Here is a 26,885-nt window from a genome sequence, read left to right as displayed (position 1 = left end):
GCACCTATCCCCACCCGCGCGACACCGCCTAGACTTCGGGCATGCCCGATCTGATCGCACGCATCCTTTATCTGCTCGCCACGCTCGTCGGCGCATTGCCGGCGCCGGTGCTGCGCGGCATCGCCAGCGTGGTCGCTGCGCTCGGACGACTCGCGGGCAGCCGCGAAAGCCGGGTCGCGCTGCGCAATCTCGAACTCGCCTATCCCGAACTGACCGACGACGAACGCGCGGCGCTGCAGAAGAATGTGCTGCGCACGACCGCTTTGCAGACGCTGGAAACGCTGCGCCTGTGGACGCGGCCGCATGCGCGCAACCTGCGGATGCTGCGCGAGCAGCACGGCGTCGGACTGTTCGACGCGGCGCTGGCCGATGGTCGCGGTCTGATCGTCTGCGCGCCGCACTACGGCAACTGGGAACTGCTCAACCAGTGGCTGGCCGCACGCACGCCGATCTCGATCCTCTATCGCGCGCCGGACTCGGCAGTCGGCGAAGCCTTCCTGCGCCGCGTGCGCGCCGGCGTACCGGACCGGGTGCGCCAGGTGCGGGCCGAAGGCCCGGCCGTGCGGCAGCTGTGGAAGACGCTCAAGGACGGCGGCGTGGTCGGCATCCTGCCGGACCAGCAGCCCAAGGCCGGCGACGGCGAATTCGCGCCGTTCTTCGGCATGCCCGCGCTGACGATGACGCTGGCCTCGCGCTTGGCCGAACGCACCGGCGCGACCGTGCTGTTCGCGTACTGCGAGCGGATCGGCGACGGGCCGGAGTTCGCGCTGCGCGTCGAACCCGCGCATCCCGCGATCGCCGATACCGATCTGGTGCGGGCGACCACCGCGCTCAACGCCGGCGTCGAACACATCGCGCGACGCGATCCGGCGCAGTACCAGTGGACCTACAAACGCTACAAGGCCCGGCCGTCCGGCTCGGGTGACGACAATCCCTATCTCGACCTCGAACGTCGACGATGAGCACGCGCCGATGACCGCCAGCGAAGACCACGTGTCCACACCGCCGCCTCTGCCCTTCGACGAGCCGGTGGCGCCCGCGCCACAGGTCGAGACCGATGTCTGGCAGCCGCTGCCGCTGCGTGCACGCACGCTGGCGACGATCGCCACCCTGATCGGCACTTTGATTCCGCTCGCAATCGCGCTCGGCGTCGGCCTGATCGCCGCCGACCGCCAGCCGCTGTCGTTCGCGATCGCCGGCGCGCTGCTGCTGGTGATTCCGGCGTGGACGGTCTGGATCGCGCGCCGGCGCTGGCTGCGCACGCGCTGGCGGCTCGACGACGACGGCTTCGGCGTGCGCCGCGGACACCTGTGGCGCAGCGACACGCGCGTGCCCGGCAATCGCGTGCAGCATCTCGACGTGCGCCGTGGCCCGCTGGAACGCGCGTTCGGACTGGCGACGCTGATCGTGCACACCGCCGGCACCCGCAACAGCGCGCTGTCGCTGTCGGGTCTGGACTTCGAAGAAGCCGAGCGTCTGCGCGACACCCTGGCCGCGCGCGCCGCCCGCGACAACGATCATGACGACGCCTGAGCCGGCCGCACCCGAGGCGCTGCTGCCCGAAGACCACGAGCGCCGCCTGCATCCGGGCTCGTGGCTGTTCGTGCTGCTGCAAAACCTGCGGCAGTTCATCGTGCCACTGGCGGTGCTGCTGTTCGCCGGCGGCCGCCGCGACGACGGGTATCCGTGGTGGCTGCCGATGATCGGCGTCGGCGCACTGGTCGTCGTGTCGGTCTGGCAGTACCTGACCTTCCGCTACCGCATCGACGACGACCGGCTGATCGTGCGCAGCGGTCTGCTCGAGCGCAGCGTCCGGCAGATTCCGTATTCGCGCATCCACAACGTCGCCATCCACCAGACGCTGCTGCACCGCGTGATGGGCGTCGCCGAAGTGCGGCTGGAATCGGCCGGTGGCACGAAGCCCGAAGCGCAGATGCGTGTGCTGCGGATGCCCGAGGCGCTGGCGCTCGAACAGCTGATCCGCGATCGCGGCCGTGCCGATGTGGTCACTGCGACGCCCGATGGCACACCGGTCGCCGCGCCCGAAGGCACCACGCTGCTGGCGCTGTCGACCTGGGAAGTGGTCAAGCTCGGCCTGATCTCGAACCGCGGGCTGATCGTCGTCGCCGGCGCGGCCGCGCTGTCGTTCCAGGTCATGCCCGAGCGCGCGATGGGGCGATTGCTGGTCGAGTACGGCCGCGAGGCCTTCGGCTACGCCAGCGGCTTCGCAACGACGTGGATGGCCAAGGGCTTGGTGCTGATGGGCGTCGTCGCGACGGCGCTGGTGCTGATCCGCGCGTTCTCGGTGCTGCTGTCGCTGCTGCGCTACCACGGGTTCCGTCTGCAGCGGCAGGGGCGACGCCTGACCGTCGAGCGCGGCCTGCTGGGTCGCTCGCGGAGCAGCGTGCCGCGTCGGCGCATCCAGGCGTGGACACTGCAGGAAGGCGTGCTGCATCGCCTGTTCGCGCGGCGCACGCTGGAGATCGACACCGCCAGCGCGCGCACCGGCGACGGCCAGGGCAACGCGAACGCGCAGCGCGGGCTCGACGCCCTCGCGCCGATCGCGCCGCCGGGCACCTGCGATGCGATCGTGCGCGACATCGCCCTGCTGCCGTCGTGGCCGCCGCAACACTGGCAGCCGCTGCATCCGCGCGCCTGGCAGCGCCTGATGCTCGGCGATCTGTTCGTGACCGTGGGCCTGTGCGCCGCGCTGGCCTGGTTCTTCCAGTGGTGGGGCGCGCTGGGCCTGCTGTGGCTGCCGTGGTCGATGTTCGTCGCCCGCCGCCATGCCGCGCGCGCCGGCTACGCAGTCGACGATGCACTGGTGGCGGTGCGCGAGGGCTGGTGGTCGCGCACCTGGCGTTTCGCCGAACTCGGCAAGCTGCAGGCCGTCGAACTGCGCCAGTCGCCGCTGGACCGTCGCTTCGGCATGGCCTCGGTGTGGCTCGATACCGCAGGTGCCAATCCGCTGACCGTACCGCTGCGGCTGCGTTTCCTGCCGCTCGAGGATGCCGCGCGCATCCACGCGACACTCGCGCAGGCGATCGCCAGGCGACCGCTGCGCTGGTGAATCAGTACGCCGCGGTCAGCGGCGCGATTTGAGGTAGTGCGACAGCATGCCGACCCAGTGCTCGATGCGCTTGGCCAGCGGCATCGGCGCCTGGAACAGCAGCCAGCTGTAGGCGCGCAATTCCCAGAACGTCGGCGCCGGCTTGGTGCGGAATTCGGCCTTGGCCATGCGCAACCAGCGCGGCGTGATGCCGGCCTGCTGGCGGTAGAACTCGAGCATGCGCTCGCTGCCCACCACGTGGCGGTACACGCGCAGCGGCGACGGCCCAAAGGATTTGAGCGCATTGCTGCCGTGTTCGCGGTGGCCGACCAGAGTGTCGGACAGATACACCTTGTGCGCGCCGAGGATGTCGGCGCCGTAGACGATGCAGTCGTCGGGACGCGAGAGCCAGTCGGCGGCGCGCTCGGGTGGCAACGTCAACAGTCGTGCCATCAGGGTGCTGCGCAGGCTCACCGCCGACGTCGCCGCGCCCTGGAAGCGGTGGTAATAGGCGTTGAGCAGGATCGACAGGCCGAGGTCGCGATCCGGACCGGGCTTGAACATCGGTTCGTCGAGATCGCCGAACAGCTGCATGTTCGTGTAGACGAAATCGACTTCGGGGCGCGCGGCGTAGACGTCGACGATGCGCTGCAGGTAGTCGGGATTCCAGCGGTCGTCGGAATCGAGCAGCGCGACGATGTCGCCACGCGCCTGTGAGAAACCGGTGATCCACGCTTGCAGCTGCCCGCCGTTGGCCTGCTCGATCAGCGTGACCTTGGGATGGGCGCCGTAGTGCCGACGCAGCAGCTCGGGCGAGCCGTCGCGCGAGCCGTCGTCGACGATGATGATCTCCAGCGCGTTTTCCGTCTGCGCGAGCACCGACTCGATCGCCTCGACGACGAACGCGGCGTAGTTGTAGCTCGAAACGAGCACGCTGACGGTGGGGCGGATGGGAGCGGTCATGGACATCGGAGCGACGCCGCGCATGCGGCGCCGGCATCATACCAACGCGCCTCGCCGCGCCCGGACGCCGCCGGCGCGATCGGCGACAATCGCCGCATGTCGATTCCCGCACCCGCCGCGCCGTTGCCGATCTCCGGCGTCGTCATCACCAAGAACGAGGGTGACCGCATCGGCCGCTGCCTCGATTCGATGCGCGGCCTGTGCGCCGAGCTGATCGTCGTGGATTCCGGCTCGACCGACGACACCGTCTCCGTCGCCACCGCGCACGGCGCGCGCGTCGTGCACCAGGACTGGCTGGGCTACGCGGCGCAGAAAACCTTTGCCAATACGCTCGCCGCGCACGGCTGGCTGCTGCTGCTCGACGCGGACGAATGGCTGTCGCCGGGCACCGAGGCGACGATCCGCACGCTGTTCGCGAACGGGCGTGTCGAGACCGCCGACGCCTGGCTGCTGACCCGTCGCAACTGGTTCCTCGGCCATCGACTGCGCGGCGGCGAACCGATGGAAAGGCTGGTCCGCGCGGGCTGGCGTTACCTGCCTTCGCAGGTGCACGAACGCCCGGATCTCGAAGGCAAGACCGTCGCGAAACTCGACGCCGATTTCGAACACGACACCTCGCGCAGCCACGCCGAGCACGTCACCAAGCTGTCGAAGTACGCCGCGCTGTGGGCGCAGCAGCGATACGACGCCGGCAAGCGCGCCAATGCACTCGACGGCCCGCTGCACGCAGCCGCCTATCTGCTCAAGCAGTACCTGCTGCGCGGCGCCTTTCTCGACGGCGCGCAGGGCTGGCGCTTCCACAAGGCGCAGGCCGGTTACGTGCTGGAAAAATACCGGCGCCTGCGCGCGGTGTCCTGAGCGATCGGCCTGCTTGCATCATTCTGTAGGAGCGCGCTCGCGCGCGAACGGCGCTCGCGGAATGCCCGATCGCGCGCAAGCGCGCTCCTACAGCGGGTTCGATCGATCAGCGCCATTACCAGTACCCGCCCTGTGGATCAACGGCCTCGCCCGCCGTACTCGCCGACGATGCAAACGCCGCGCGGAAGGACCTGCGCGATCTGCACGCACACACATCGTAGGAGCGCGCTCGCGCGCGAACGGCCGCTCCGACGCAACCATCATGCGCACACGCACGCCGCCCCTGGCTCGCCCTCAGGCCTTCGGCCCGTGCACCAGTCCGAATTCGGTCCAGGTCAGCCGTCCGGCCTTCACCGCATCGCGGATCGCCTGGTTCGCCGCCTTCATTTCCGGCTTCACGTAGCCACGCGCGTGGTCGAGATGGATGCACACCGCGGAGAAGCGGATCTGCTTGCCGGTCACGCCGGCATTCGCGAGCCGCTCGCCGAGTTCGAGATCCTCGCCGCCGTAGGTCATGCGCTCGTCGAAACCGTTGACGCGCACCAAATCCGCTTTCCAGCCCGACGCATTGTTGCCGGCCCAGCGCGGCGGTATGGGCGTGGTCGCATTGAGCAGACGCTCGCGCCAGCCCGGGCGCGCCCAGAGTTTCAATGAGCGCTTCTTGCGCGGCAGGCCCTGGGCCTTGAGCCAGTCGAGCTCGGTGTGCAGACCACGCGCGATGACGTCCTTGTCGATTTTCAGGCTGACGTCCATCGGCAGCTTGCAGTAGCCACCGCCGAGATACCGCCGCGGCGCGCGCAGGCGCAGGTGCTGGCTCACGAAGTCCGCGCGCGGCACGCAGTCGCCGTCGGAGACGATCAGATAATCACTGCGCGCCTGCTCGATGCCGCGATTGAGGATGGTGCATTTGCGGAAGCCCGCATCCTCGTGCCAGACATGGCGCAGCGGAAACGGCAGTTCGCCGGCCATGCGCTCGACCAGCGCGGCGACCGCCGGCCCGGAGCCGTCGTCGGTGACGATAACTTCGAAATCCGTGCGGTCCTGATGCGCATACCCCCACAGGCAGCGTTGCAGCCAGTCTGCGTTGTTGTAGGCGCTGATGATCAGGCTGGCGGCAGGCGTCGACATGGTCGCGATTCTAACCGGGCACGCGCAGCCGGCCTCTATCGGGCGCGCACCAGCCGGGCGTAGAAGAAGCCGTCCATCCCGTCCTCGCCGGGCAGGCGTTGATGGCCGGCGCCGGTGTCGCGTCCGAAGCGGTCGTCGAGCGGCGCGAGCGTGAAGTCCGCATGGCGGGCGAGGAAGGCGTTCACCTGCCCTGCGTTCTCGCGTCGCAGGATCGAACACGTGGCGTACACCAGCGCGCCGCCCGGTGCGACGACCTGGGCCAACGCATCGAGCAACTGCGCCTGCAGCGCGGCGAGTGCGTCGAGATCGCCAGGGCGACGATGCAGCAGCACGTCCGGCTGGCGGCGCACGATGCCGGTGGCCGAGCACGGCGCGTCCAGCAGCACGGCATCGAACGGCGCGCCGTCCCACCAGCGCCCGAGGTCGAGCGCGTCGGCGGTGCGCACCCGGGCCTGTGCGCCGATGCCCAGTCGCGCGAAGGTCTGCTCGATGCGCGCGACACGCGGCGCGGCGATGTCGATCGCCAGCAGGCGCAGCGCGGGATCGCGTTCCAGCAGATGCGCGCTCTTGCCACCCGGCGCGGCGCAGGCGTCGAGCACGCGCGCGCCGGACGCGGGCCGCAGGGCGTCGGCCACGCGTTGCGCGGCGCCGTCCTGGATCGACACGTCACCGTCGGCGAAGCCCGGCAGCGCATCCACCGGCACCGGTGCGGCGAGGCGCAAGGCCTCGGGCATGGCGTCCGGCACCTCGGCCTGCAGGCCGGCCTGGACCAGTCGCGTGTAATAGGCATCGCGTGTGCCGCGCCGCGCGTTGACCCGCAGCCACTGCGGCGCCGCGGCGGCGCTGGCGGTGAGGATGGCGTCGGCATCGCGGGGCCAGTCGGCACGCACTTCGGCGCGCGCGTCTTGCACCAGACTTGGCTCGGCTACGCCGCGCAAAAGAATCATGCGATTTCGCTCGCGACGCAGCCATGGCTGCTGATGCTCGACGCCGATGAATGGCTCGCGGACGGCGCGGATACTGCGATACGCGCGCTTTTTTCCGATGGCCGCGTCGAAACTGCGGATGCCTGGGTGTTGACCCGGCGCAATTGGTTCCTTGGCCGCCGCCTCCGCGGTGGCGAATCGGTAGCAAGGCTGGTGCGTCCAGGGTGGCGTTTCTTGCCTGAGCTTGTGCACGAACGTCCGGATCTCGCCAACAAGACCGTACGCCGACTTGACGCCGGGATCGAGCACGACACCGCGCGCTCCCACGCGGAACAAGTCGAGAAACTGTCGCGGTATGCCTCGCTATGGGCCCATCAGCGACATGCAGCGGGCAAACGTGCTTTCCGATGGGACGGCCTCGTTCACGCAACCGCCTATCTGCTCAAGCAGTACCTGCTACGCGGCGCCTGGATAGACGGGCGCATCGGTTGGTCATATCACCGCGAAAACTCCGTGTACATCCTGGAAAAATATCGGACCCTTAACACGCTGAATGCCAAGCGGCACTGAACCTAATCCGAAAACCCACATGTACGGCGTGGGAAATCTAGCCGCCAGGGCCTTTAATCAGCCCGTACTCGGTCCAAGTTGAGTGCCGAGTTTTTGTCGCAGCGCGGACCGCGTTATTGGCCGCCACGATTTCCTCCCGGACATAGCTGCGGGGGTGGTCTAGGTGCAAGAGGATCGCGCGATGCCTAATCCGCTTTCCACGCAAACCGGCATTCGTCAAACGTTCACCGAGCTCACGATCCTCGCCGCCATAGCCCATCCGCTCATCGAATCCGTTGACGCTAATCAGGTCAGACTTCCAGCATGAGGCGTTGTGTCCATTCCAGCTCGCGCGGGTGGTCACTACCATATCCAGCAGGAAGGCTGCCTTCCCGCGGGCCACAAGCTTCACATCGCGTGCCCTAAACGGCAGACCCCGGGTACGCAGCCACTCGAGGCTGAAGGCCCGATTGGTGGAAATATCCTCGGCATTGATTTCGCGACTGATTGCCATTGGTAACTTAAAATAGCCGCCGGAGAGGAACCTGCCCGGCTCGCGCAAGCCCAAATGCGCAGCGACAAAGTCATTTCGGGGAATACAATCTCCGTCCGTGAAAACTAAGTAATCACTACGGCTCGCCGATATCGCCTTGTTGAGTATCCGGCATTTCTGAAACCCGTCGTCCGGGTGCCAGACATGCTGCAACGGGAACGGCAAGCCCGGCCGCATCGCTTCGATACGCTCGCGGGTTTCCGCGTTCGAGCCGTCGTCGGCAATCACCACCTCGAAATCCCGCCGATTCTGTGCGGTGAAGCCGAGCAGGACTTTCTCCAGCCAGTCCGGTTGATTGTAGGTACTGAAAACAACGCTGGCGGCAGGCTTGTCCATGCACTGGATTCTAACCAACCCTGCGTTGCAACGGGAAAAGCGGCTGGGCCTCAGGCGCTCCGCACCAGCCGGGCGTAGAAGAAGCCGTCCATTCCGCCCTCACCCGGCAGCCGCTGGTGGCCGGCACCGGTGTCGTGCCCGAAGCGCCGATCGAGCGGCGCGAGCGTGAAGTCCGGATGGCGCGCGAGGAAGGCCTCCACCTGCGCGGCGTTCTCCCGCCGCAGGATCGAACACGTGGCATACAGCAGCACGCCGCCGGGTGCGAGCACCGTCGCCAGCGCATCGAGCAACTGCGCCTGCAGTGCGACCAGCGCATCGAGATCCCTCGGCCGACGGTGCAGCAGCACGTCGGGCTGGCGGCGCACGATCCCGGTGGCCGAGCACGGCGCGTCCAGCAGCACGGCATCGAACGGCGCGCCGTCCCACCAGCGCCCGAGGTCGAGCGCGTCGGCGGTGCGCACCCGGGCCTGTGCGCCGATGCCCAGTCGCGCGAAGGTCTGCTCGATGCGCGCGACACGCGGCGCGGCGATGTCGATCGCCAGCAGGCGCAGCGCGGGATCGCGTTCCAGCAGATGCGCGCTCTTGCCACCCGGCGCGGCGCAGGCGTCGAGCACGCGCGCGCCGGACGCGGGCCGCAGGGCGTCGGCCACGCGTTGCGCGGCGCCGTCCTGGATCGACACGTCACCGTCGGCGAAGCCCGGCAGCGCATCCACCGGCACCGGTGCGGCGAGGCGCAAGGCCTCGGGCATGGCGTCCGGCACCTCGGCCTGCAGGCCGGCCTGGACCAGTCGCGTGTAATAGGCATCGCGTGTGCCGCGCCGCGCGTTGACCCGCAGCCACTGCGGCGCCGCGGCGGCGCTGGCGGTGAGGATGGCGTCGGCATCGCGGGGCCAGTCGGCACGCACTTCGGCGAGCAGCCACGCCGGCCAGGCGGCATCGCCCGCCGCGGGCGGCAGCCCGTCCTTCTGCGCGCGCCGCAAAAGCGCGTTGACCAGATTGGCCTGGTGCGCACGGCCGAGCAGACGCGCCGCGTCGACGGTGGCGTTGAGCGCGGCGTGCGCAGGCAGGCCCATCGGATCGAGCTGGGCGAAGCCGGCGTAGAGCAGCGCGCGCAACGGCGCATCGCGCGCGCCGGGCGGGCGCGGCATCCAGCGCGACAGCGCGGCGGCATAGCGGCCGTGGTGACGGATCGCCGCGAACGCCATCGCCTCGACCAGGGCGCGGTCGCGCACGTCCTCGATGCCGGCCAGGGCCGTCGCGAGCTCGGCCTTCAGCGAGCGCCCGTGATGCAGCACCGCATCGATGACGCGCGCCGCGACCAGTCGCGCCTGTGCGCCGTGGTCCACGTCAGACGCCCGAGCGGCGCAGGTCGCTGCGCGCGTTGAGGTAGTCGGCGACATCGATCACGCGGCCGCCGGCACGCTGCACGCGCTGCAGGCGCAGCGCACCTTCACCGCAGGCGATCACGATGCCCTCGCGGCCCGCGGCCAGCACGCTGCCCGGTGACTGGCCGTGCACCAGCGGCGCGAGACTCGCGCCATGGATGCGCAGGCGTTCGCCGGCGACATCCGCCTCCGCCACCGGCCAGGGGTTGAACGCACGTACCGTGTCGGCGAGTTCACGTGCCGGACGCGACCAGTCCAGGCGCGCCTCGGCCTTGTCGAGCTTGTGCGCATAGGTGACGCCGGTCTCCGGCTGCACGGCCTGCCCCAGGCGCATGCCCGCGCGCAACAGGCCGAGGCCGTCGCCCAGTACCTGGGCGCCCAGCTGGGCCAGGCGGTCATGCAGGCTGCCGCCGGTGTCCTCGGGCGCGATCGGCGTGGACTGGCGCAGCAGCACGGGCCCGGTGTCGAGACCCTTCTCCATCTGCATCAGGCACACACCGGTCTCGGTGTCGCCGGCCTGGATCGCGCGCTGGATCGGCGCCGCGCCGCGCCAGCGCGGCAGCAGCGAGGCGTGCACGTTCCAGCAACCGTATTTGGGGATGTCGAGCACGGCCTGCGGCAGCAGCAGTCCGTAGGCGACGACGATCATCAGATCGGGTTCGAGCGCGCGCAGCGTGTCGAGCACTTCGGCGCCCTTCAGGCGCTCGGGCTGGTGCACGGCCAGGCCGCGCTCGACCGCCATCTGCTTGACCGGCGAGGCGGTCAGCGCACGGCCGCGGCCGGCGGGACGATCAGGCTGGGTGTAGACGGCGACCACTTCATGGCGCGCATCGGCCGCGAGCAGCGAGGGCACGGCGAAATCCGGCGTGCCGGCGAAGACGATTTTCATGGGGCGTTGTGTCCTGGAAGGCGTCCTGCCTGGGCAGGCCGCGTAGCGCGGGGACGGCGCGCGATGACGCCGCGCGCGCAGGTCGGATCCATCGGCGCCGCGCGCGGCGGACGGCTCAGTCGCGCTCGTCCTTGCGCAGCTTCTCGAGCTTCTTCAGCGCGCGGTCGCGCTTGAGCGGCGACAGATAATCGATGAACAGCTTGCCGTCGAGATGGTCGATCTCGTGCAGCACGCAGGTCGCCAGCAGGCCATCGACACTGAGTTCGAACGGCTTGCCGTGACGATCGAGCGCGGTCACGGTGATCCCGTCGGCGCGGGTCACGTCGGCAAAGATCCCCGGGATCGACAGGCAGCCCTCGGTATGGACACGCAGGTCCGCCGAGCGGTCACGGATCTCCGGGTTCACGAACACCAGCGGCTGCTCGCGGCCTTCGGTCACGTCGATGACCATGAAGCGCTCGTGGGTGTCGATCTGCGTCGCGGCCAGGCCGATGCCGGGCGCCTCGTACATGGTCTGGAACATGTCGTCGAGCAGGCGCTGGAACGCCGGATCGGCGAACCGGTCGGCCGCGACCGGCTCGGCCAGTTTGCGCAGGCGGGAATGGGGGTATTCGAGGATCTCGAGCAGGGCCATGGGGTCGAAGAGCGAAGGCGGTCACAGCCGCGGGGACGAAACGAGCATTGTAACGTGCCGCACACTTGCGTCCGCGCAGACCTTTCAGGCTATATTGCGCCGCTGCAAGGGGAAAAATCCAAGGGGAGCAGGTAGATGGCCGGCAAGCTTCAACGCCTTTCAAGGTCGTTCCGCACGGGCTGCGCCGTCGCGTTGCTGACTGTCACCACGTTCGCAGCTGCCCAGCAGATGCGCGGCGATCATCCAGAGACCTATGTCGTGGTCCGCGGCGACACCCTCTGGGGTATCGCCGGCCGGTTCCTCGACAAGCCATGGCTGTGGCCGGAAATCTGGCAGGCCAATCCGCAGATCGCGAATCCGCACCTGATCTATCCGGGCGACGTGATCAGCCTGGCGTATCTCAACCGCGTGACGATGCGTCCGGGCCCGCGCCCGGTCGACGCCGCGCCGATCGGCGCGATCCCGCTGTCGGATGTCGAGCCGTTCCTCAAGAACCGTCGCATCGTGTTCGACTTCGAGACCCTGCCCTACGTGCTCGGTTACGAAGACGGGCGCCTGCGCGGCAGCGTCGACCGCAACGTCTACATCAAGGGGCTGGACGCTGCACGTCCGGGCGAACGCTACGCCGTGCTGCGCCCGGCCACCGAGTTCTACGGCGCACGTCGTTCGCGTGACCTCGACTTCCGCGGCGCGCGCATCCCGGGCGAAAGCAACCTGTGGTCGCAGACCCAGCCGGAGTCGCGCCAGCAGGACGCGTTCCTCGGCTACGAGATGGTGCAGATGGGCGTCGGCACGGTCGTGCACGGCCCGACCGCGGAAAGCGACACCACCGCGCTGGCGCTGGACAACAACGGCTACGAGGCCCGCGCTGGCGACCGCATCGTGCCGGTGAATCCGCAGCCGTACGACCTGCAGTTCTTCCCGCATCCGCCGAGCGCCGATGCCCTGTCGTCCGACGCCCGCGTCATCGGTGTCGCCGACATGCTGGTCACCGGCGGTCCGCGCGATGTCATCGCGATTTCGGCCGGTCACCAGAACGGCGTCGACAACGGCACCGTGTTCTCGGTCTGGCGCACGGGCTCGCACGTCGTCGACCGGGTGAACCACCCCAACACCTCGCGCATCACCGAGTCGCCGAACGCGGGCACGCGCCGTGACCGCCTGCCCGACGAGTATGCGGCGCACGCGATGGTCTTCCTGACCTTCGACTTCGTCAGCTACGCGCTGGTGATGGAAGGCGAGAAGCCGGCCGGTGTCGGCTACACGCTCAAGCACCCCGACGCCGAACAGTAAGGGGCGACCCGCGCTGCGCGGGCTTTCCCGACGGCATCAGACGACGGCACCTTCGGGTGCCGTTTTCATGTGCGGCCTAGGCTGCCTGCATGGACCACGAAGCCGATCTCCACGCGCTGCTGCGCCTGATTCACGCCGGCGGTGCCGCGGCCCCGCGCCGCCGCCTGCTCGAACATGCCCAAGGCCCTGCCGCAGCACTGGCAGGCGGCGCTTCGGCCTGGCGCGACGCGGGTCTCGATGCCGCGCAGCGCGCGGCCCTGGCCGGGCCGGAAGATGCGGTCGACGACTGGCGACGCTGGCGCGCAGCCGCCCCCGCCCGCCATGTGATCGGCTGGCACGATCCCGACTACCCCGTGCTGCTCAAGCGCATGCAGGCGCCGCCGCTGGCCCTGTTCGTCGAAGGCGACCCCTGGCGGCTGTGGCGCGCCGGCGTGGCTGTGGTCGGCAGCCGCGCGCCCACTGCGGGCGGGCGCGACAACGCGGCGCTGTTCGCGGCCCGCTTCGCCGCCGCCGGTCTGTCCGTCGTCAGCGGGCTGGCCAGCGGCATCGACGCGTCCGCGCACACCGCGGCGCTCGACGCCGGCGGCGATACCGTCGCCGTACTCGGCAGCGGCATCGACACCCCCTATCCGCGCTCGAACCTGCGCCTGCACGCACGTATCGTCGAAGCGGGCACCGTCGTCAGCGAATACCCGCCAGGCACGCCGGCGCGGCGCGAGCAGTTTCCCAGCCGCAACCGGATCGTCGCCGGTCTTGCGCTCGGCACTCTGGTGGTCGAGGCCGCGCAGCGCTCGGGCGCGCTGATCACCGCGCGCCTGGCCGCGGACGCGGGCCGCGAGGTCTTCGCGATCCCGGGCTCGATCCACAACCCGATGGCACGCGGCTGCCATCGGCTGCTTCGAGACGGCGCGACCCTGGTCGAAGCGCCCGAAGAGGTGACCGGCGCCCTGTCGGCGATCGCCGGGGAACTCGCCGATGCCTTGCGCGAGCGGCTCGACGCCCCCATCCAGAGCGGCGAGACGATACTGAACACGGCTGGCGCAGGCGTCCCGTCCGATCCCGACAGCCTCGACCCTGACTACCACCGGTTGTGGAAAGCCCTCGGGCACGACCCAACCGGTATGGATGAACTGGTCGCGCGCAGTGGATTGACGGTCGCCCGGGCGTCGGCCATGCTGCTGTCCATGGAGCTGGATGGACGTGTGGCTCTGCTGCACGGTCGGTATTCCCGAAAGTCCTGAAACGACGCGCCCAAGGGCGCAGGCCGAGGGGAAATGAAAGAAAGCATCCTGGATGTACTGCTGTACCTGTTCGAACACTATTTCACCGAGGATGCGGACCTCGTCCGTGATCGCGATTCCCTCCAGAGCGGCCTGCTCCAGGCCGGCTTCAGTCCAGCGGAAGTCAGCAAAGCCTTCGATTGGCTCGATGCCCTGGCCGATCAGCGCCCGGCCGTGCCGGTGGTCCGCGCCAACGGTCCCACCCGCGTGTTCTCCGGCCCCGAGCTCGACCGGCTCGATGTCGACTGCCGCGGTTTCCTGCTGTTCCTCGAACAGCACGGCGTGCTCGACGCCGACCAGCGCGAACTGGTCCTCGACCGGGCGATGGCGCTCGACCAGGACGAGCTGGATCTCGACGATCTGAAATGGGTCGTGCTGATGGTGCTGTTCAACCAGCCCGGCAGCGAAGCGGCCTATGCATGGATGGAAACGCAGATGTTCGCCGACGAGCCCGAACCGGTGCACTGACGCATCGATCCGAAAGACGACCGACAGGCGCCTTGGGCCGTTCCCGTCCGCGCTGTAGGATGAACGCGGGGAGTGGCCGGACGTCCGGCCCGCGGGATTTTCGATGGCGGACACCTGGTTCCACGCGACGCCCGACGGCGGGCGCAACGGCCCGATGCGGGCCGACGATCTGGTGCGCCTGTTCCAGGCGGGCCGTATCCACGCATCGACGCCAGTCTGGCGCGAAGGCATGGCCGACTGGGCGCCCCTGACGTCCGTGGCGCCCGCGCTGGGCTTGCCGGTGATGCCGCCGCCCCTGCCCCGGACCGTGCCGCCACGTCGCGGACTGCACTGGATCTGGATCGTGCTGCTGGTGGTCGCGGGACTGGCCGTGCCCGTGCTGGGGATCCTCGCAGCGATCGCGTTTCCAGCCTACAACGACTACCGCGCGCGATCGGGCCTCGCCGAGGTAGTCGCCCATGCAGCGGCGTTGCAGCTGGCGGTACAGGCATCGCAGACCCAGGGCAGCCCTTGTCCGATCACCACGTCCAGTCGCGTGCCAGGCGCCGACCGCACCGCACTCTCCGATGCGGATATCGACGCTGCGCGATCCCGACTGCTCGCGCATCCACGCGTCGAAAGCGTGCTGACGACGCGGGGCACGCTGGACGTGGACGCACGGCACCTCGATCCGGGCGTCCGTTGCGAGATCCTGGTCAACCTGCAAGGGTTCGAGCAGGGGGCGATCGATGGCAAGAGGCTCAGCTGGTGGCTGGACCCGGCGTCCGGCCGGTGGACCTGCGGCGGCACGGTCGCCGAGCGCTATCTGCCGACGGTCTGCCGGCACTGAAACCTGTCCTGCCGGTACGGCCGAACCGGCAGGGCGCGACGATCAACACAGGACGTTTTCCCGATGACCGAGTGGTACTACGCCGACTCCACCAACACCCGCCAGGGGCCCATCACGACGCCTGCGCTTCTGCAGCTGCGCCAGCAGGGCACGCTGGGTGACGACACACTGCTGTGGCGAGACGGGCTGGAGGCCTGGACGCCGCTGCGCGCGCTGGCGCACGAACTGGGCGTCGCCGGTCCGGCCATGGACGATACGCCCGCAGCGCCTGCGATCGCGGCGGAACAGGCGGCCGTGGAACCGCTGGCGCCCCACGCGCCCGATGCCGTCGACAGCGCCTGGCACCCGCGCGATGACGGTCGTGACGCGCCGTCGTCTGCGGCCGTATCCGATGCCGCATCGCCCTATACGCCGCCGGTCGCGCCGGTGGTGCGCGCGGCGACGGTCGTCCATGGCGGTGAGGTCGTCGACGCCGGCTTCCTCAAGCGCGCCGCGGCTCTCCTGATCGACTCGCTCCTGCTCACCGCCGTCTACTACGCCATCGTCATCGCGGCGGTCCTGCTGTTCGGACTCGGCGATGCGTTGGGCCGGATGGGCAGCGGCACTCCGGATTTCGGCGTCGGCACCGTCGCGCTACTGGGGGCGGTGTACCTGTCCTGGCCGCTGATCAGCGGACTCTATTACGTGACCATGGAGTCGTCCGCGCGCCAGGCGACGCTGGGCAAGATGGCAGTCGGCATCAAGGTGGCCGGCCTGGACGGGGCCCGCATCACACGCGCCCGCGCGCTCGGCCGCTGGGCATCGCACCTGCTCAATTACCTGACCCTCTACATCGGCTATCTCGTCACGCTGTTCACCCAGCGCAAGCAGGGCCTGCACGACATGGTGGCAAGCACCTACGTCGTCGACCAGTGGGCTTACACCGAGCACCCCGAACGCCAGCAGCGCGCGCTCGGCACCGTGGCGACGGTGATCCTGGTGATCTGGGCGCTGCTGCTTCTGCTCGGCGTGGGCTTCGTCGTCCTCGCCGGCATTGCCGCCGCGTTCTGAGCCGCGACGTGCCGCGGCAGGCGGCCCTGCTTTCCCATCCACCACACGACAAGGACGTCCACCGATGACCGACTGGTATTACGCCGACACACGCAACACGCGCCACGGACCCGTCACACGGGACGCGCTGCTGCAGCTCCGCCAGGACGGCATCGTCGGCGACAACACCCTGGTCTGGCGCGACGGTCTGGCCGACTGGCAGCCGTTCGGTGAACTGGCCGCCGAGCTGGGCCGTGCGCCTGTCGCCGGCATCGAGGCGTGGGCGCTGGAGCCGGTGGCGCCGGCCGAGACGGCGGCTGCGGGCGACGAGGCGGAGACGAGCTGGCGCCCGCTCACCGCCACCGGCGCGGGCGGAACCGGCGACGCAGGCTCGCCCTACGCGCCGCCGACGGCCAACGTGGCCCAGCCCGACAGCATCGTCCACGGGGGGGACGTGGTGCTGGCCGGGTTCCGCAAGCGCCTGGCGGCCTATGCCATCGATGCCGTGATCGTCGGCATCGCCAGCGCGGTCGTCGGCAGCCTGGTCTACGAGCTGCTGGGCGTCGGCGGCTTCGGGCGCGGTCTCTGGCTGGAGCAGATCGTCGTCAATACGGTGTCGCTGGCCCTCTCGGCGCTCTACTTCGCCTGGTTCCACGCCGCGTACGCGATGGCGACGCCCGGGAAGATGGCCGTGGGCATCAAGGTGATCCGCCTCGATGGCGCGCGGATCTCCTTCCTGCGCGGCATCGGCCGCTACTTCGCCACCATCCTCAGCAGCCTGATCCTGATGATCGGCTTCCTGATGGCCGGGTTCACCCAGCGCAAGCAGGCGCTGCACGACATGGTCTGTGACACCCTGGTCGTCGACCGCTGGGCCTTCACCGACCGGCCGGAACTGCAGCGCCGGGAGCTGGGCACGGTCACCGTGGTGGTCCTCGTGCTCGTCGGCATCCTGGCCGGACTGGGGCTGCTGGCGCTCCTCGCGCTGCTCGGAATCGCGGCCTTTTCCTGACCGGCAGCCACGGCCGCGCTTGACAGGCCACCCCGTGCGTGATTCCACTATAAAAGCAACCGACGCCCGGGGTCCGTCCCCGGGCGTCGTCATCTTCACCTTTTTTGTTGGGCCGCCTGCGGGCGTGCCCCGGACCACGCCGCCATGGCCAAGCACCTCCTCATCGTCGAATCGCCCGCCAAGGCCAAGACGATCAACAAATACCTCGGCAAGGATTTCCACGTCCTCGCCTCCTACGGTCACGTGCGCGACCTGATCCCAAAAGAAGGCGCGGTCGACCCGACGCAGAACTTCGCGATGCGCTACGACCTGATCGAGAAGAACGAGAAGCACGTCGAGGCGATCGCCAAGGCCGCCAAGAGCGCCAACGACATCTACCTGGCGACCGACCCGGACCGCGAGGGCGAGGCGATCAGCTGGCACATCGCGGAAATCCTGAAAGAGCGCGGCCTGCTCGAGAACAAGACCCTGCAGCGCGTGGTGTTCACCGAGATCACCCCGCGGGCGATCAAGGAAGCGATGCTCAGGCCGCGTGCGATCGCGTCGGATCTCGTCGATGCCCAGCAGGCGCGCCGCGCGCTCGACTATCTCGTGGGCTTCAACCTCTCGCCGGTTTTGTGGCGCAAGGTGCAGCGCGGGCTGTCGGCCGGCCGCGTGCAGTCGCCGGCGCTGCGCATGATCGTCGAGCGCGAAGAAGAGATCGAAGCCTTCAACGCCCGCGAGTACTGGTCGATCGACGCCGCGTGCGCGCACCAGGTGCAGCCGTTCACCGCGCGCCTGACCAAGCTCGACGGGCAGAAGTTCGAACAGTTCACCGTCACCGACGGCGACACCGCCGAATCGGCGCGGGCGCGCATCCAGGCCGCCGCCCAGGGCGCGCTGCACGTCACCGACGTGGGCGCGAAGGAACGCAAGCGCCGTCCGGCGGCGCCGTTCACCACCTCGACGCTGCAGCAGGAAGGCGCGCGCAAGCTTGGCTTCACCACGCGCAAGACCATGCAGGTCGCGCAGAAGCTCTACGAGGGCATCGCGCTCGGCGACGAAGGCACGGTCGGCCTGATCACCTACATGCGTACCGACTCGGTCAGCCTGTCGCAGGACGCCATCAGTGAGATCCGCGACGTCATCGCGCGCGACTACGGCACCAGTTCGCTGCCCGACCAGCCCAACACCTACCAGACCAAATCCAAGAACGCGCAGGAAGCGCATGAGGCCGTGCGCCCGACGTCCGCGCTGCACACGCCGGCGCAGGTCGCGCGTTTCCTCAGCGACGACGAGCGCCGCCTCTACGAACTGATCTGGAAGCGCGCCGTGGCCTCGCAGATGATCCCGGCGACGCTCAATACCGTGTCGGTGGATCTGGCCGCGGGCAGCGAACACAGCTTCCGCGCTAGCGGCACCACCGTCGTCGTCGCCGGCTTCCTCGCGGTCTACGAGGAAGGCAAGGACACCAAGGGCAAGGAAGACGAGGACGAAGGCCGCAAACTGCCGCTGATGAAAACCGGCGACCGCGTGCCGCTCGACCGCATCATCGCCGAGCAGCACTTCACCCAGCCGCCACCGCGCTTCACCGAAGCGGCGCTGGTGAAGGCGCTCGAGGAATACGGCATCGGCCGGCCGTCGACCTATGCCTCGATCATCCAGACGCTGCAGTTCCGCAAGTACGTCGAGATGGAAGGCCGCAGCTTCCGTCCGAGCGACGTCGGCCGGGCGGTGTCGAAGTTTCTGTCCAGCCACTTCACCCGCTACGTCGACTACGACTTCACCGCCAAGCTCGAGGACGATCTCGATGCGGTGAGCCGCGGCGAGGAGGACTGGATCCCGTTGATGGAGAAGTTCTGGGCCCCGTTCAAGGAGCTCGTCGACGAGAAGTCCGAATCGGTCGACCGCAACGAGGCCACCGGCGCGCGCGAGCTGGGCACCGATCCCAAGACCGGCAAGCCGGTCAGCGTGCGACTGGGGCGCTTCGGGCCGTATGCCGCGATCGGCAGCACCGCCGAGGACGCCGAGGACAAGCCCAAGTTCGCATCGCTGCGTCCGGGCCAGAGCATGCACACGATCTCGCTCGAGGACGCGCTGGAGCTGTTCCTGCTGCCGCGCATCCTCGGCCAGGACAAGGACGAGGATGTCAGCGTCGGCATCGGCCGGTTCGGCGCGTTCGCCAAGCGCGGCAGCGTCTACGCCTCGCTGAAGAAGGAAGACGATCCGTACAAGGTCGACCTCGCCCGCGCGGTGTTCCTGATCGAAGAGAAGGAAGAAATCGCGCGCAACCGCATCATCAAGGAGTTCCCGGACAGCGATATCCAGGTGCTCAACGGCCGCTTCGGCCCGTACATCAGCGACGGCAAGCTCAACGGCAAGATCCCCAAGGATCGCGAGCCGGCGTCGCTGACCTTCGATGAAGTGACGAAGCTGCTCGAGGAAACCGGCAAGCCGGTGCGCAAGGGCTTCGGCAAGAAGGCACCGGCGAAGAAGGTCGCAGCGAAGAAAGTCGCCGTGAAGAAGGAACCGGCCGTCAAGAAGGCCGCGACCAAGAAGGCACCTGCGAAGAAGGCCGCCAAGAAGACCGCGAAAAAGGCGACCAAGAAGACCGCCAGGCCGGTCGCGCCTGCGATCGAGCCGGCGAAGCCCCTGCTGACCGCGTCCAAGGTCACGCCGGGCAAGAAGCGCGTGGTCAAGGCCGGCAGCGACACGCCGGTCACGGACGACGCGCCGTTCTGAGGCGCCGCGCATGCCCGCGCCGGTGCTCGACATCCCCGCCGCCGCCGCGCTGCTCGCGCGCGGCGGCGTGATCGCCTACCCCACCGAAGGCGTGTGGGGCCTGGGCTGCGATCCGTTCGATCGCGACGCGGTGGAACGTCTGCTCGACATCAAGCAGCGCCCGGTCGACAAGGGCGTGATCCTGATCGCTGGCGCGCGCGCGCAACTCGACGCGATCGTCGACTGGACGCGCCTGCCCGACGCCACCCGCCAGCGTGTGACCGATAGCTGGCCCGGCCCGAATACCTGGGTGATGCCCGCACGCGCGGACGTGCCTGCCTGGATCACCGGCGTGCATGCCAGCGTCGCGGTACGCGTCAGCGCACACGCCGATGTCGTGGCGCTATGCGCGGCGTTCGGTGGCGCACTCGTCTCCACCAGCGCGAACCTGACCGGCGAGCCCGCGGTCGCCGAGCGCGATGCGCTCGATGTGCGACTGCTCACGCGCGTCGACGGCGTGCTCGACGGCAGGACCGGCGGTCGCACGGGCCCGTCGACGATCCGCGACGCGCTGACCGGAGACCTGGTACGCGCCTGATCCACCCTGCGACGTTGTCCGAAGCGACGCCGTTGCGCGCGCTGGTGGCCACGCGTTCGTGCACACCGGAGCCTCGAATCCGTCGCCTGTGCGCGCAATCGCGGCGGTTGCCGTGAGGTTGCATTCGCAACTGAAATGCCGCGGAAAACCGGGTTGCCGCACTGCACAAACTATGCTCTAGTCGAGACCCGGTGTGGACGCGATGTCGCGATGCAAGGACCTTGGCGCTCCGATCCCCGCGCCGGCCTGGCACCTCTCCACGGACTGCGATGACGACGATGCGGGAACACCCGGATCGGGGCCTCTACGACCCCGCTGACGAACGCGATGCCTGCGGCTTCGGCCTGATTTCGACGATCGGCGGCGACGCCTCGCGCGCGATCGTCGACGGTGCACTGCAGGCGCTGTCCCGCATGGCGCATCGCGGCGGCATCGCCGCCGACGGTCTGTCGGGCGACGGCTGCGGCGTGCTGCTCTACGCCGCCGATGCGTTCGTCGACACGCTCGCCACCGAGGCCGGATTCGAATTCTCAGGCGCGCGCCGTGCCGCCGGCATGGTGTTCCTGCCGCACGAGGCAGACGCCGCCGAACAGTGCCGCGAGACGCTCACGCAGCTGCTGCGCAATGTCGACGTACGCGTCGCCGGCTGGCGCGAAGTACCCATCGACGACGCGGCGCTGGGCGCGCTCGCACGCAACTCGATGCCGCGCATTGAACAGGTGTTCGTGACTGCCGACGGCGACGACGTGCAGAGCTTCGAGCGCGTGCTGTATCTCGCCCGCCGCCGCGCCGAACAGGCGCTGCGCGCGCATGAACATTTCTACGTCGTCGGTCTCACCCCCGGCCTGCTCGGCTACAAGGGCATGGTGCTGCCGGGACATCTGACCCAGCTGTTTCCGGATCTCGCGCGCGAAGATCTCGCAGCGAAGACCGTCGTCTTCCATCAGCGCTTCTCGACCAACACGCTGCCGCGCTGGCCGCTGGCGCATCCGTTCCGGCGCCTGGCGCACAACGGCGAGATCAACAGCATCGAGGGCAACCGTCGCTGGGCGCAGGCGCGTCGTGGCGTGTGGGCGTCACCGCAGCTCGACATCGGCGAGTTCGACGAGACCGTGACCATGCACGGCTCCGATTCGCAGACGCTCGACAACATGCTGGAATGGCTGCTGCTCGGCGGCATGGACCTGCTGCAGGCGATGCGCATCCTGATGCCGCCGGCCACGCAGTCGCTGGAATACAAGGACGCCGATCTCGCCGCGTTCTACGAGTACTACGCGATCAATTCCGAGCCGTGGGACGGCCCGGCCGGCGTGGTGATGTGCGACGGCCGCCATGCCGCGTGCACGCTCGACCGCAACGGCCTGCGTCCTGCGCGCTGGACGCTGTCGCAGGACGGCATCTTCGTCATCGCGTCGGAGGCCGGCGTCTGGGATGTCGCGCCCGAACGCGTCAAGGCCAAGGGCAAGCTGGGCCCGGGCGAGATGATCGCGATCGATCTGACCTCCGGCACGCTGCTCGACAACGACGCGATCGACGCGGTCAATCGCGCGCGCGCCCCGTACAAGCAATGGCTCAAGCGCGGCATGAGCTATCTGCACACCGAACTGATCGATCCCGCACTCGCCGCCGAACCGTTCGCGCCCGACACCCTGCTCGCGTTCCAGAAGCTGTTCCAGCTCACCCGCGAGGAACAGGAATCGGTGCTGCGGCCACTGGCCGAGACCGAGCAGGAAGGCATCGGGTCGATGGGCGACGACGTGCCGATGGCGGCAATCAGCCAGCGCGTGCGCCCGCTCTACGACTGTTTCCGCCAGGCGTTCGCCCAGGTCACCAATCCGCCGATCGATCCGCTGCGCGAAGGCGCGGTCATGACGCTGTCCACGCAGATCGGCCGCGAGGGCAACATCTTTTTCGACCGCGCCGAGAACGTGCACCACGTGCTGCTGAACTCGCCGGTGCTGTCACAGCGCAAACTGCGCCAGCTGCTGGCGCTGCCGCGGTTCGCGGAATCCAACCGGCTGCTGGATCTGTACTTCGACGCCGACACCGAAACCCTCGAAAGCGCGCTGCACCGTCTGTGCGCCGAGGCCGAAGCCGCGACGCGTGCAGGGGTCGAGATCCTGCTGCTCAGCGACCGCTATCCCAAGCGCGGCACCGTGCCCGTGCACGCGCTGCTGGCGACGGGTGCGATCCATCTGCACCTGGTGCGCGCCGGCCTGCGCTGCGACGTCAACCTCGTCATCGAAACCGGCACCGCGCGCGACCCGCACCACTTCGCCTGCCTGATCGGATTCGGCGCGACGGCGGTCTATCCCTATCTCGCGTTCCAGACCCTGCACGCGCTTGGCCGCCGCGGCGTGCTGGCGACCAAGGTCGGCAACGAACATCTGCAGCTCGGTCGCAGCTACCGCCGCGGCATCCGCAAGGGCCTGCTGAAGATCATGTCCAAGATGGGCATCGGCAGCATCGCCAGTTATCGCGGTGCGCAGCTGTTCGAGATCGTCGGCCTCGCGCCGGAAGTCGTCGACCTGTGCTTCGAAGCGACGCCGTCGCGCATCGGCGGCGCCGGATTCGCGCGCCTGGAAGCCGACGCGCGCCATCTCGCCGAGCAGGGCTGGGACGATACCGCGCTGCCCGAGCCCGGCGGCCTGCTGCACTACGTGCACGGCGGCGAATACCACCAGTTCAATCCGGACGTGGTGACCTCGCTGCAGCGCGCGGTGCTGACCGGCGAGCGCGAAGACTGGAAGCGCTACTCGGATTTCGTCGACACGCGCCCGCCTGCCGCGCTGCGTGATCTGTTGCGTCCGAAGGTGGGAACGCCGATTTCGATCGACGACGTGGAGCCGGTCGCCTCGATCGTGCGCCGCTTCGATTCGGCGGCGATGAGCCTCGGTGCGCTGTCGCCCGAAGCGCACGAAGCGCTGGCGATCGCGATGAACCGTCTGGGCGGCCGCAGCAACTCCGGCGAAGGTGGCGAGGATCCCGAGCGTTACGGCACCGATCGCCGCAGCAAGATCAAGCAGATCGCGTCAGGCCGGTTCGGCGTCACGCCGGAATACCTGATCAACGCCGAGGTGCTGCAGATCAAGGTCGCGCAGGGTGCCAAGCCCGGCGAAGGCGGCCAGCTGCCCGGCAGCAAGGTCAATCCGCTGATCGCGCGCCTGCGCTATGCCAAGCCCGGCATCGGCCTGATCTCGCCGCCGCCGCATCACGACATCTATTCGATCGAGGATCTCGCGCAGCTGATCTTCGACCTGCGCCAGGTCAACCCCGACGCGCTGATCTCTGTGAAGCTGGTCAGCCATGCGGGCGTCGGCACGATCGCCGCGGGCGTGGTCAAGGCCGGCGCGGATCTGATCACGATCTCCGGCCACGACGGCGGCACCGGCGCGAGCCCGCTGGGCTCGATCCGCTACGCCGGCGCGCCGTGGGAACTCGGCCTGTCCGAAGCGCGGCAGGCACTGCAGTACAACGACATGCGCGGTCAGGTGCTGCTGCAGACCGATGGTGGCCTGAAGACCGGGCTCGACGTCATCAAGGCCGCGATGCTCGGCGCCGACACCTTCGGCTTCGGCACCGCGCCGATGATCGCGCTGGGCTGCAAGTACCTGCGCATCTGCCATCTCAACAACTGCGCGACCGGCGTGGCCACGCAGGACGAGCGCCTGCGTGCGAATCACTACAAGGGCCTGCCCGAGCGTGTGGAGACGTTCTTCCGCAACGTCGCCGAAGACGTGCGCGAACATCTGGCCGCGCTCGGCGTGCGTTCGCTGGACGAGATCGTCGGCCGCACCGATCTGCTCGAACAGCATCTGCGCCACACCCGCGATGCGGTCGACATCGACCTGTCGATGCTGCTGCGCCGCGATCCGGACAAGCCGCTGTCCTATTGCGGCACGCCGGCGCTGCAGTCCCCGCCCGATGGTCTCGCTGCGGCACTGGAGACGCGCGTCTCGAAGGCGATCGAACGCGGTGACGGTGGTGAATTCGATTTCGAGATCCGCAACACCGACCGCAGCATCGGCACGCGTCTGTCGGGCCTGATCGCGCGCCATCACGGCAACACCGCGATGAGCGATCGTCCGGTCACGCTGCGCCTGCGCGGCACTGCCGGCCAGAGCCTCGGCGCGTTCAACGCCGGCGGCCTGCACATCGATCTCGAAGGCGACGCCAACGACTACGTCGGCAAGGGCATGGCCGGCGGCCGCATCGTGCTGCGTCCGCCGGCGGGCAGTGTGTTCGATTCGCGCAACACGCCGATCCTCGGCAACACCTGCCTGTACGGCGCGACCGGCGGCGAACTCTACGCCGCAGGCCGTGCGGGCGAACGCTTTGGTGTGCGCAACTCGGGCGCGGTCGCGGTCATCGAAGGTGCCGGCGATCACTGCTGCGAATACATGACCGGCGGCGCGGTCGCGGTGCTCGGCCGCATCGGCCTGAACTTCGGTGCCGGCTTCACCGGCGGCATCGCCTATGTGCTCGATCTCGATCGCGATTTCGTCGACCGCTACAACCACGAACTGATCGACATCCTGCGCGTCACGCCGGAAGCCTTCGACAACTACCGCTCGCACCTGCGCGATCTGATCGAGACCCACGCACGCCTGACCGGCAGCGCATGGAGCGGGCGCATCCTCGACGAGTTCCGCGATTTCGTCGGCAAGTTCTGGCTGGTCAAGCCGAAGGCTGCGAGTCTGGAAGCGTTGGCCGAAGATCTGAGGCGGGCGGCGTGATTGGTGGATTCGTAATTCGTGATTCGAAACGGCGGCTCTGCGCGGGCGGACAGGTCTCTGCGTGTTCGTCTGACTGCCTCGCGCAGCCATCGGTCTGTCGACGCACGACTGCCCTGTCCAATCACGGCGTTCAACGGACGAATGTCCGGTCATTACCAATCACGAATTACCGCTCATGACCAAGCGCGACGTCTTCCGGTTCCTCAACGAACCCCGCGAGATGCCAGAGAAGGTGCCGTTGCCGCTGCGCACCGACGGCGACTGGAACGAGCTCTACGGCAGCTTCGAGGATCGCGAGGCGGCGCATCAGGCGGATCGCTGCCTGGACTGCGGCAATCCGTACTGCGAAGCCAAGTGTCCGGTGCACAACTACATTCCGAACTGGCTCAAGCTGGTGCAGGAAGGCCGCGTACTCGAAGCCGCGGCGCTGTGCCACGAGACCAATCCGCTGCCCGAGATGTGCGGCCGCGTGTGTCCGCAGGACCGGTTGTGCGAAGGCGCGTGCACGCTCGACGACGGATTCGGTGCGGTGACCATCGGCGCGGTCGAGAAGTACATCGTCGACACCGCGTTCGCGCAGGGCTGGCGACCGGATCTGTCGAAGGTCGTGGCAACCGGTCAGCGTGTCGCGGTGATCGGCGCCGGGCCAGCGGGCCTGTCCTGCGCGGACCGTCTCGCGCGCGCCGGCATCCAGGTCGTCGTCTACGACCGTTACGAGCAGATCGGCGGCCTGCTGCAGTTCGGCATCCCGAGTTTCAAGCTCGACAAGTCGGTGATCGCGACGCGCCGTGAAGTGCTCGAAGGCATGGGCGTGCAATTCCGCCTCGGCGTCGAGATCGGTCGCGATGTCGCCATCGACACCCTGCTCGAAGAGTTCGATGCGGTGTTCGTCGGCACCGGCGCGTACCGCTACACCGACGGCGGCCTGCCCGGCCAGGATCTCCCGGGCGTGCTGCCGGCCCTGCCCTTCCTCGTGCACAACGGCCGCATCGTCACCGGCGGCGATACCTGGGGCCGTCCCGTTGCCGGTTGGGAAACTACGCTGACGCTGCCCAAACTCGAAGGCAAGCGCGTCGTCGTGCTCGGCGGCGGCGACACCGGCATGGACTGCGTGCGTTCCGCGGTGCGGCTCGGCGCAGCCAGCGTGACCTGCGCGTATCGCCGTGACGAAGCCAACATGCCCGGCTCGGCGCGCGAGGTCGGCAATGCGCGTGAGGAAGGCGTGCGCTTCCTGTTCAACCGCCAGCCGCTGGGCGTCGAAGCGAACGCGGCCGGCGATGTCGCCGGCGTGCGCGTGGTCGAAACGACACTCGGCGAGCCCGATGCCAACGGCCGCCGCGCCGCGGTGCCGGTCGACGGCACGGAATCGCTGCTGGATGCCGATGTCGTGATCATCGCGTTCGGCTTCTCGCCGGTCGTGCCCGAGTGGCTCACGACGCACGGCGTCGAAGCCAAGGGCAACGGGCGCATCGGTGTGGGCGGCGAACGTCGCCTGCCCTACCAGACCGCGCATCCGAAGCTGTTCGCCGGCGGCGATGCCGTACGCGGCGCCGATCTCGTCGTCACCGCCGTGCAGGAGGGCCGCGACGCGGCCGCCAGCATCGCGCGCATGTTGCGCAAACGCGCACGTCCGAAGATGGCAGCGCTCGACGCGATCTGAGGATCTGCCG

Annotated in this window: 22 protein-coding genes; 15 read left to right on the top strand and 7 right to left on the bottom strand. The window is 68.8% G+C overall.

Annotation, left to right across the window (positions count from 1 at the left end):
- Nucleotides 1-41 precede the first annotated feature (41 nt).
- From AC3IRM_RS03495 to AC3IRM_RS03485, 3 genes are read left to right on the top strand one after another with little or no spacing between them, the layout of a single operon-like run.
- Complete coding sequence (locus AC3IRM_RS03495) at nt 42-962, top strand: lauroyl acyltransferase (protein WP_489204882.1); 921 nt, start codon at nt 42-44, stop codon at nt 960-962.
- A 10-nt stretch (nt 963-972) separates the two neighbouring features.
- Entirely contained in the window at nt 973-1,533 is a 561-nt protein-coding gene (locus tag AC3IRM_RS03490; protein ID WP_489204881.1) for a PH domain-containing protein, read from the top strand.
- The gene (locus AC3IRM_RS03485; RefSeq protein WP_489204880.1) at nt 1,520-3,070 is read left to right on the top strand and encodes a PH domain-containing protein; all 1,551 of its coding nucleotides are present in this window, start codon (nt 1,520-1,522) and stop codon (nt 3,068-3,070) included. The genes AC3IRM_RS03490 and AC3IRM_RS03485 overlap by 14 nt, the downstream gene beginning before the upstream one ends.
- 15 nt (nt 3,071-3,085) lie before the next feature.
- Here AC3IRM_RS03485 and AC3IRM_RS03480 read toward each other — a convergent pair whose 3' ends face one another.
- Complete coding sequence (locus tag AC3IRM_RS03480) at nt 3,086-4,012, bottom strand: glycosyltransferase family 2 protein (RefSeq protein WP_489204879.1); 927 nt, start codon at nt 4,010-4,012, stop codon at nt 3,086-3,088.
- 96 nt (nt 4,013-4,108) lie between these two features.
- Here AC3IRM_RS03480 and AC3IRM_RS03475 point away from each other — a divergent pair, with 96 nt between their 5' ends.
- Nucleotides 4,109-4,870, top strand: coding sequence for a glycosyltransferase family 2 protein (locus AC3IRM_RS03475; protein ID WP_489204878.1), 762 nt, complete (start codon nt 4,109-4,111; stop codon nt 4,868-4,870).
- A 294-nt stretch (nt 4,871-5,164) separates the two neighbouring features.
- On the opposite strand, the gene AC3IRM_RS03470 is transcribed toward AC3IRM_RS03475, so the two are convergent.
- Nucleotides 5,165-5,998 carry a glycosyltransferase family 2 protein gene (locus AC3IRM_RS03470; RefSeq protein WP_489204877.1) on the bottom strand — a complete coding sequence of 278 codons (834 nt, stop codon included), beginning with the start codon at nt 5,996-5,998 and terminating at the stop codon, nt 5,165-5,167.
- Nucleotides 5,999-6,033: 35 nt separating this feature from the next.
- Entirely contained in the window at nt 6,034-6,909 is an 876-nt protein-coding gene (locus tag AC3IRM_RS03465) for an SAM-dependent methyltransferase (RefSeq protein WP_489204876.1), read from the bottom strand.
- On the opposite strand from AC3IRM_RS03465, the gene AC3IRM_RS03460 reads away from it, so the two are divergent.
- Nucleotides 6,904-7,494, top strand: coding sequence for a glycosyltransferase family 2 protein (locus AC3IRM_RS03460; RefSeq protein WP_489204875.1), 591 nt, complete (start codon nt 6,904-6,906; stop codon nt 7,492-7,494). The two genes, AC3IRM_RS03465 and AC3IRM_RS03460, sit on opposite strands and share 6 nt — an antisense overlap.
- Before the next feature lie 37 nt (nt 7,495-7,531).
- Here AC3IRM_RS03460 and AC3IRM_RS03455 read toward each other — a convergent pair whose 3' ends face one another.
- The 4 genes from AC3IRM_RS03455 to def all read right to left on the bottom strand — a co-directional run bounded on the left by AC3IRM_RS03455 (nt 7,532) and on the right by def (nt 11,270).
- Nucleotides 7,532-8,362, bottom strand: coding sequence for a glycosyltransferase family 2 protein (locus tag AC3IRM_RS03455; protein ID WP_489204874.1), 831 nt, complete (start codon nt 8,360-8,362; stop codon nt 7,532-7,534).
- Nucleotides 8,363-8,412: 50 nt separating this feature from the next.
- Nucleotides 8,413-9,762: a 16S rRNA (cytosine(967)-C(5))-methyltransferase RsmB gene (gene rsmB, locus AC3IRM_RS03450; protein WP_489204873.1), complete on the bottom strand. Its 1,350-nt coding sequence runs from the start codon at nt 9,760-9,762 to the stop codon at nt 8,413-8,415.
- Complete coding sequence (gene fmt, locus AC3IRM_RS03445) at nt 9,710-10,636, bottom strand: methionyl-tRNA formyltransferase (protein ID WP_489204872.1); 927 nt, start codon at nt 10,634-10,636, stop codon at nt 9,710-9,712. Before fmt ends, rsmB begins: the two co-directional genes overlap by 53 nt.
- A gap of 115 nt (nt 10,637-10,751) precedes the next feature.
- On the bottom strand, nt 10,752-11,270 hold the full coding sequence (def, locus tag AC3IRM_RS03440) for a peptide deformylase (RefSeq protein ID WP_489204871.1): 519 nt from the start codon (nt 11,268-11,270) through the stop codon (nt 10,752-10,754).
- A 135-nt stretch (nt 11,271-11,405) separates the two neighbouring features.
- Between def and AC3IRM_RS03435 the strand changes: the two genes are divergently transcribed.
- The 10 genes from AC3IRM_RS03435 to AC3IRM_RS03390 all read left to right on the top strand — a co-directional run bounded on the left by AC3IRM_RS03435 (nt 11,406) and on the right by AC3IRM_RS03390 (nt 26,875).
- Nucleotides 11,406-12,563 carry a LysM peptidoglycan-binding domain-containing protein gene (locus tag AC3IRM_RS03435; RefSeq protein WP_489204870.1) on the top strand — a complete coding sequence of 386 codons (1,158 nt, stop codon included), beginning with the start codon at nt 11,406-11,408 and terminating at the stop codon, nt 12,561-12,563.
- An 89-nt stretch (nt 12,564-12,652) separates the two neighbouring features.
- The gene (gene dprA, locus AC3IRM_RS03430; RefSeq protein ID WP_489204869.1) at nt 12,653-13,804 is read left to right on the top strand and encodes a DNA-processing protein DprA; all 1,152 of its coding nucleotides are present in this window, start codon (nt 12,653-12,655) and stop codon (nt 13,802-13,804) included.
- Nucleotides 13,805-13,837: 33 nt separating this feature from the next.
- Complete coding sequence (locus tag AC3IRM_RS03425; protein ID WP_310152417.1) at nt 13,838-14,311, top strand: DUF494 family protein; 474 nt, start codon at nt 13,838-13,840, stop codon at nt 14,309-14,311.
- Nucleotides 14,312-14,414: 103 nt separating this feature from the next.
- Nucleotides 14,415-15,140: a GYF domain-containing protein gene (locus tag AC3IRM_RS03420; RefSeq protein ID WP_489204868.1), complete on the top strand. Its 726-nt coding sequence runs from the start codon at nt 14,415-14,417 to the stop codon at nt 15,138-15,140.
- Between the two features lie 63 nt (nt 15,141-15,203).
- Nucleotides 15,204-16,190, top strand: a complete 987-nt coding sequence (locus AC3IRM_RS03415; RefSeq protein WP_489204867.1) for an RDD family protein — start codon at nt 15,204-15,206, stop codon at nt 16,188-16,190.
- Between the two features lie 64 nt (nt 16,191-16,254).
- A complete protein-coding gene (locus AC3IRM_RS03410; RefSeq protein ID WP_489204866.1) occupies nt 16,255-17,181 on the top strand; it encodes an RDD family protein in 927 nt (308 codons plus the stop codon).
- A gap of 144 nt (nt 17,182-17,325) precedes the next feature.
- Complete coding sequence (locus tag AC3IRM_RS03405) at nt 17,326-19,902, top strand: DNA topoisomerase I (RefSeq protein WP_489204865.1); 2,577 nt, start codon at nt 17,326-17,328, stop codon at nt 19,900-19,902.
- Nucleotides 19,903-19,912: 10 nt separating this feature from the next.
- Nucleotides 19,913-20,479, top strand: coding sequence for an L-threonylcarbamoyladenylate synthase type 1 TsaC (gene tsaC / locus AC3IRM_RS03400; protein WP_489204864.1), 567 nt, complete (start codon nt 19,913-19,915; stop codon nt 20,477-20,479).
- A gap of 278 nt (nt 20,480-20,757) precedes the next feature.
- Entirely contained in the window at nt 20,758-25,215 is a 4,458-nt protein-coding gene (gene gltB, locus AC3IRM_RS03395; protein WP_489205821.1) for a glutamate synthase large subunit, read from the top strand.
- A gap of 175 nt (nt 25,216-25,390) precedes the next feature.
- Nucleotides 25,391-26,875 carry an FAD-dependent oxidoreductase gene (locus AC3IRM_RS03390; RefSeq protein ID WP_489204863.1) on the top strand — a complete coding sequence of 495 codons (1,485 nt, stop codon included), beginning with the start codon at nt 25,391-25,393 and terminating at the stop codon, nt 26,873-26,875.
- Nucleotides 26,876-26,885: the final 10 nt, after the last annotated feature.

The organism is Luteimonas sp. KH_071 (assembly GCF_057838005.1).
This window is presented reverse-complemented; position numbering and strand designations above follow the sequence as displayed.

What these genes read in the sequence shown, in the direction of transcription:
- fmt (WP_489204872.1), bottom strand. Translation starts at nt 10,636, where the DNA reads ATGAAAATCGTCTTCGCCGGCACGCCGGATTTCGCCGTGCCCTCGCTG.
- AC3IRM_RS03390 (WP_489204863.1), top strand. Translation starts at nt 25,391, where the DNA reads ATGACCAAGCGCGACGTCTTCCGGTTCCTCAACGAACCCCGCGAGATG.
- AC3IRM_RS03490 (WP_489204881.1), top strand. Translation starts at nt 973, where the DNA reads ATGACCGCCAGCGAAGACCACGTGTCCACACCGCCGCCTCTGCCCTTC.
- def (WP_489204871.1), bottom strand. Translation starts at nt 11,270, where the DNA reads ATGGCCCTGCTCGAGATCCTCGAATACCCCCATTCCCGCCTGCGCAAA.
- AC3IRM_RS03415 (WP_489204867.1), top strand. Translation starts at nt 15,204, where the DNA reads ATGACCGAGTGGTACTACGCCGACTCCACCAACACCCGCCAGGGGCCC.
- gltB (WP_489205821.1), top strand. Translation starts at nt 20,758, where the DNA reads ATGCGGGAACACCCGGATCGGGGCCTCTACGACCCCGCTGACGAACGC.
- AC3IRM_RS03485 (WP_489204880.1), top strand. Translation starts at nt 1,520, where the DNA reads ATGACGACGCCTGAGCCGGCCGCACCCGAGGCGCTGCTGCCCGAAGAC.
- AC3IRM_RS03480 (WP_489204879.1), bottom strand. Translation starts at nt 4,012, where the DNA reads ATGACCGCTCCCATCCGCCCCACCGTCAGCGTGCTCGTTTCGAGCTAC.
- AC3IRM_RS03455 (WP_489204874.1), bottom strand. Translation starts at nt 8,362, where the DNA reads ATGGACAAGCCTGCCGCCAGCGTTGTTTTCAGTACCTACAATCAACCG.
- AC3IRM_RS03435 (WP_489204870.1), top strand. Translation starts at nt 11,406, where the DNA reads ATGGCCGGCAAGCTTCAACGCCTTTCAAGGTCGTTCCGCACGGGCTGC.
- AC3IRM_RS03425 (WP_310152417.1), top strand. Translation starts at nt 13,838, where the DNA reads ATGAAAGAAAGCATCCTGGATGTACTGCTGTACCTGTTCGAACACTAT.
- AC3IRM_RS03475 (WP_489204878.1), top strand. Translation starts at nt 4,109, where the DNA reads ATGTCGATTCCCGCACCCGCCGCGCCGTTGCCGATCTCCGGCGTCGTC.
- AC3IRM_RS03405 (WP_489204865.1), top strand. Translation starts at nt 17,326, where the DNA reads ATGGCCAAGCACCTCCTCATCGTCGAATCGCCCGCCAAGGCCAAGACG.
- AC3IRM_RS03470 (WP_489204877.1), bottom strand. Translation starts at nt 5,998, where the DNA reads ATGTCGACGCCTGCCGCCAGCCTGATCATCAGCGCCTACAACAACGCA.
- AC3IRM_RS03495 (WP_489204882.1), top strand. Translation starts at nt 42, where the DNA reads ATGCCCGATCTGATCGCACGCATCCTTTATCTGCTCGCCACGCTCGTC.
- rsmB (WP_489204873.1), bottom strand. Translation starts at nt 9,762, where the DNA reads ATGTCGCCGACTACCTCAACGCGCGCAGCGACCTGCGCCGCTCGGGCG.
- AC3IRM_RS03410 (WP_489204866.1), top strand. Translation starts at nt 16,255, where the DNA reads ATGACCGACTGGTATTACGCCGACACACGCAACACGCGCCACGGACCC.
- AC3IRM_RS03420 (WP_489204868.1), top strand. Translation starts at nt 14,415, where the DNA reads ATGGCGGACACCTGGTTCCACGCGACGCCCGACGGCGGGCGCAACGGC.
- tsaC (WP_489204864.1), top strand. Translation starts at nt 19,913, where the DNA reads ATGCCCGCGCCGGTGCTCGACATCCCCGCCGCCGCCGCGCTGCTCGCG.
- dprA (WP_489204869.1), top strand. Translation starts at nt 12,653, where the DNA reads ATGGACCACGAAGCCGATCTCCACGCGCTGCTGCGCCTGATTCACGCC.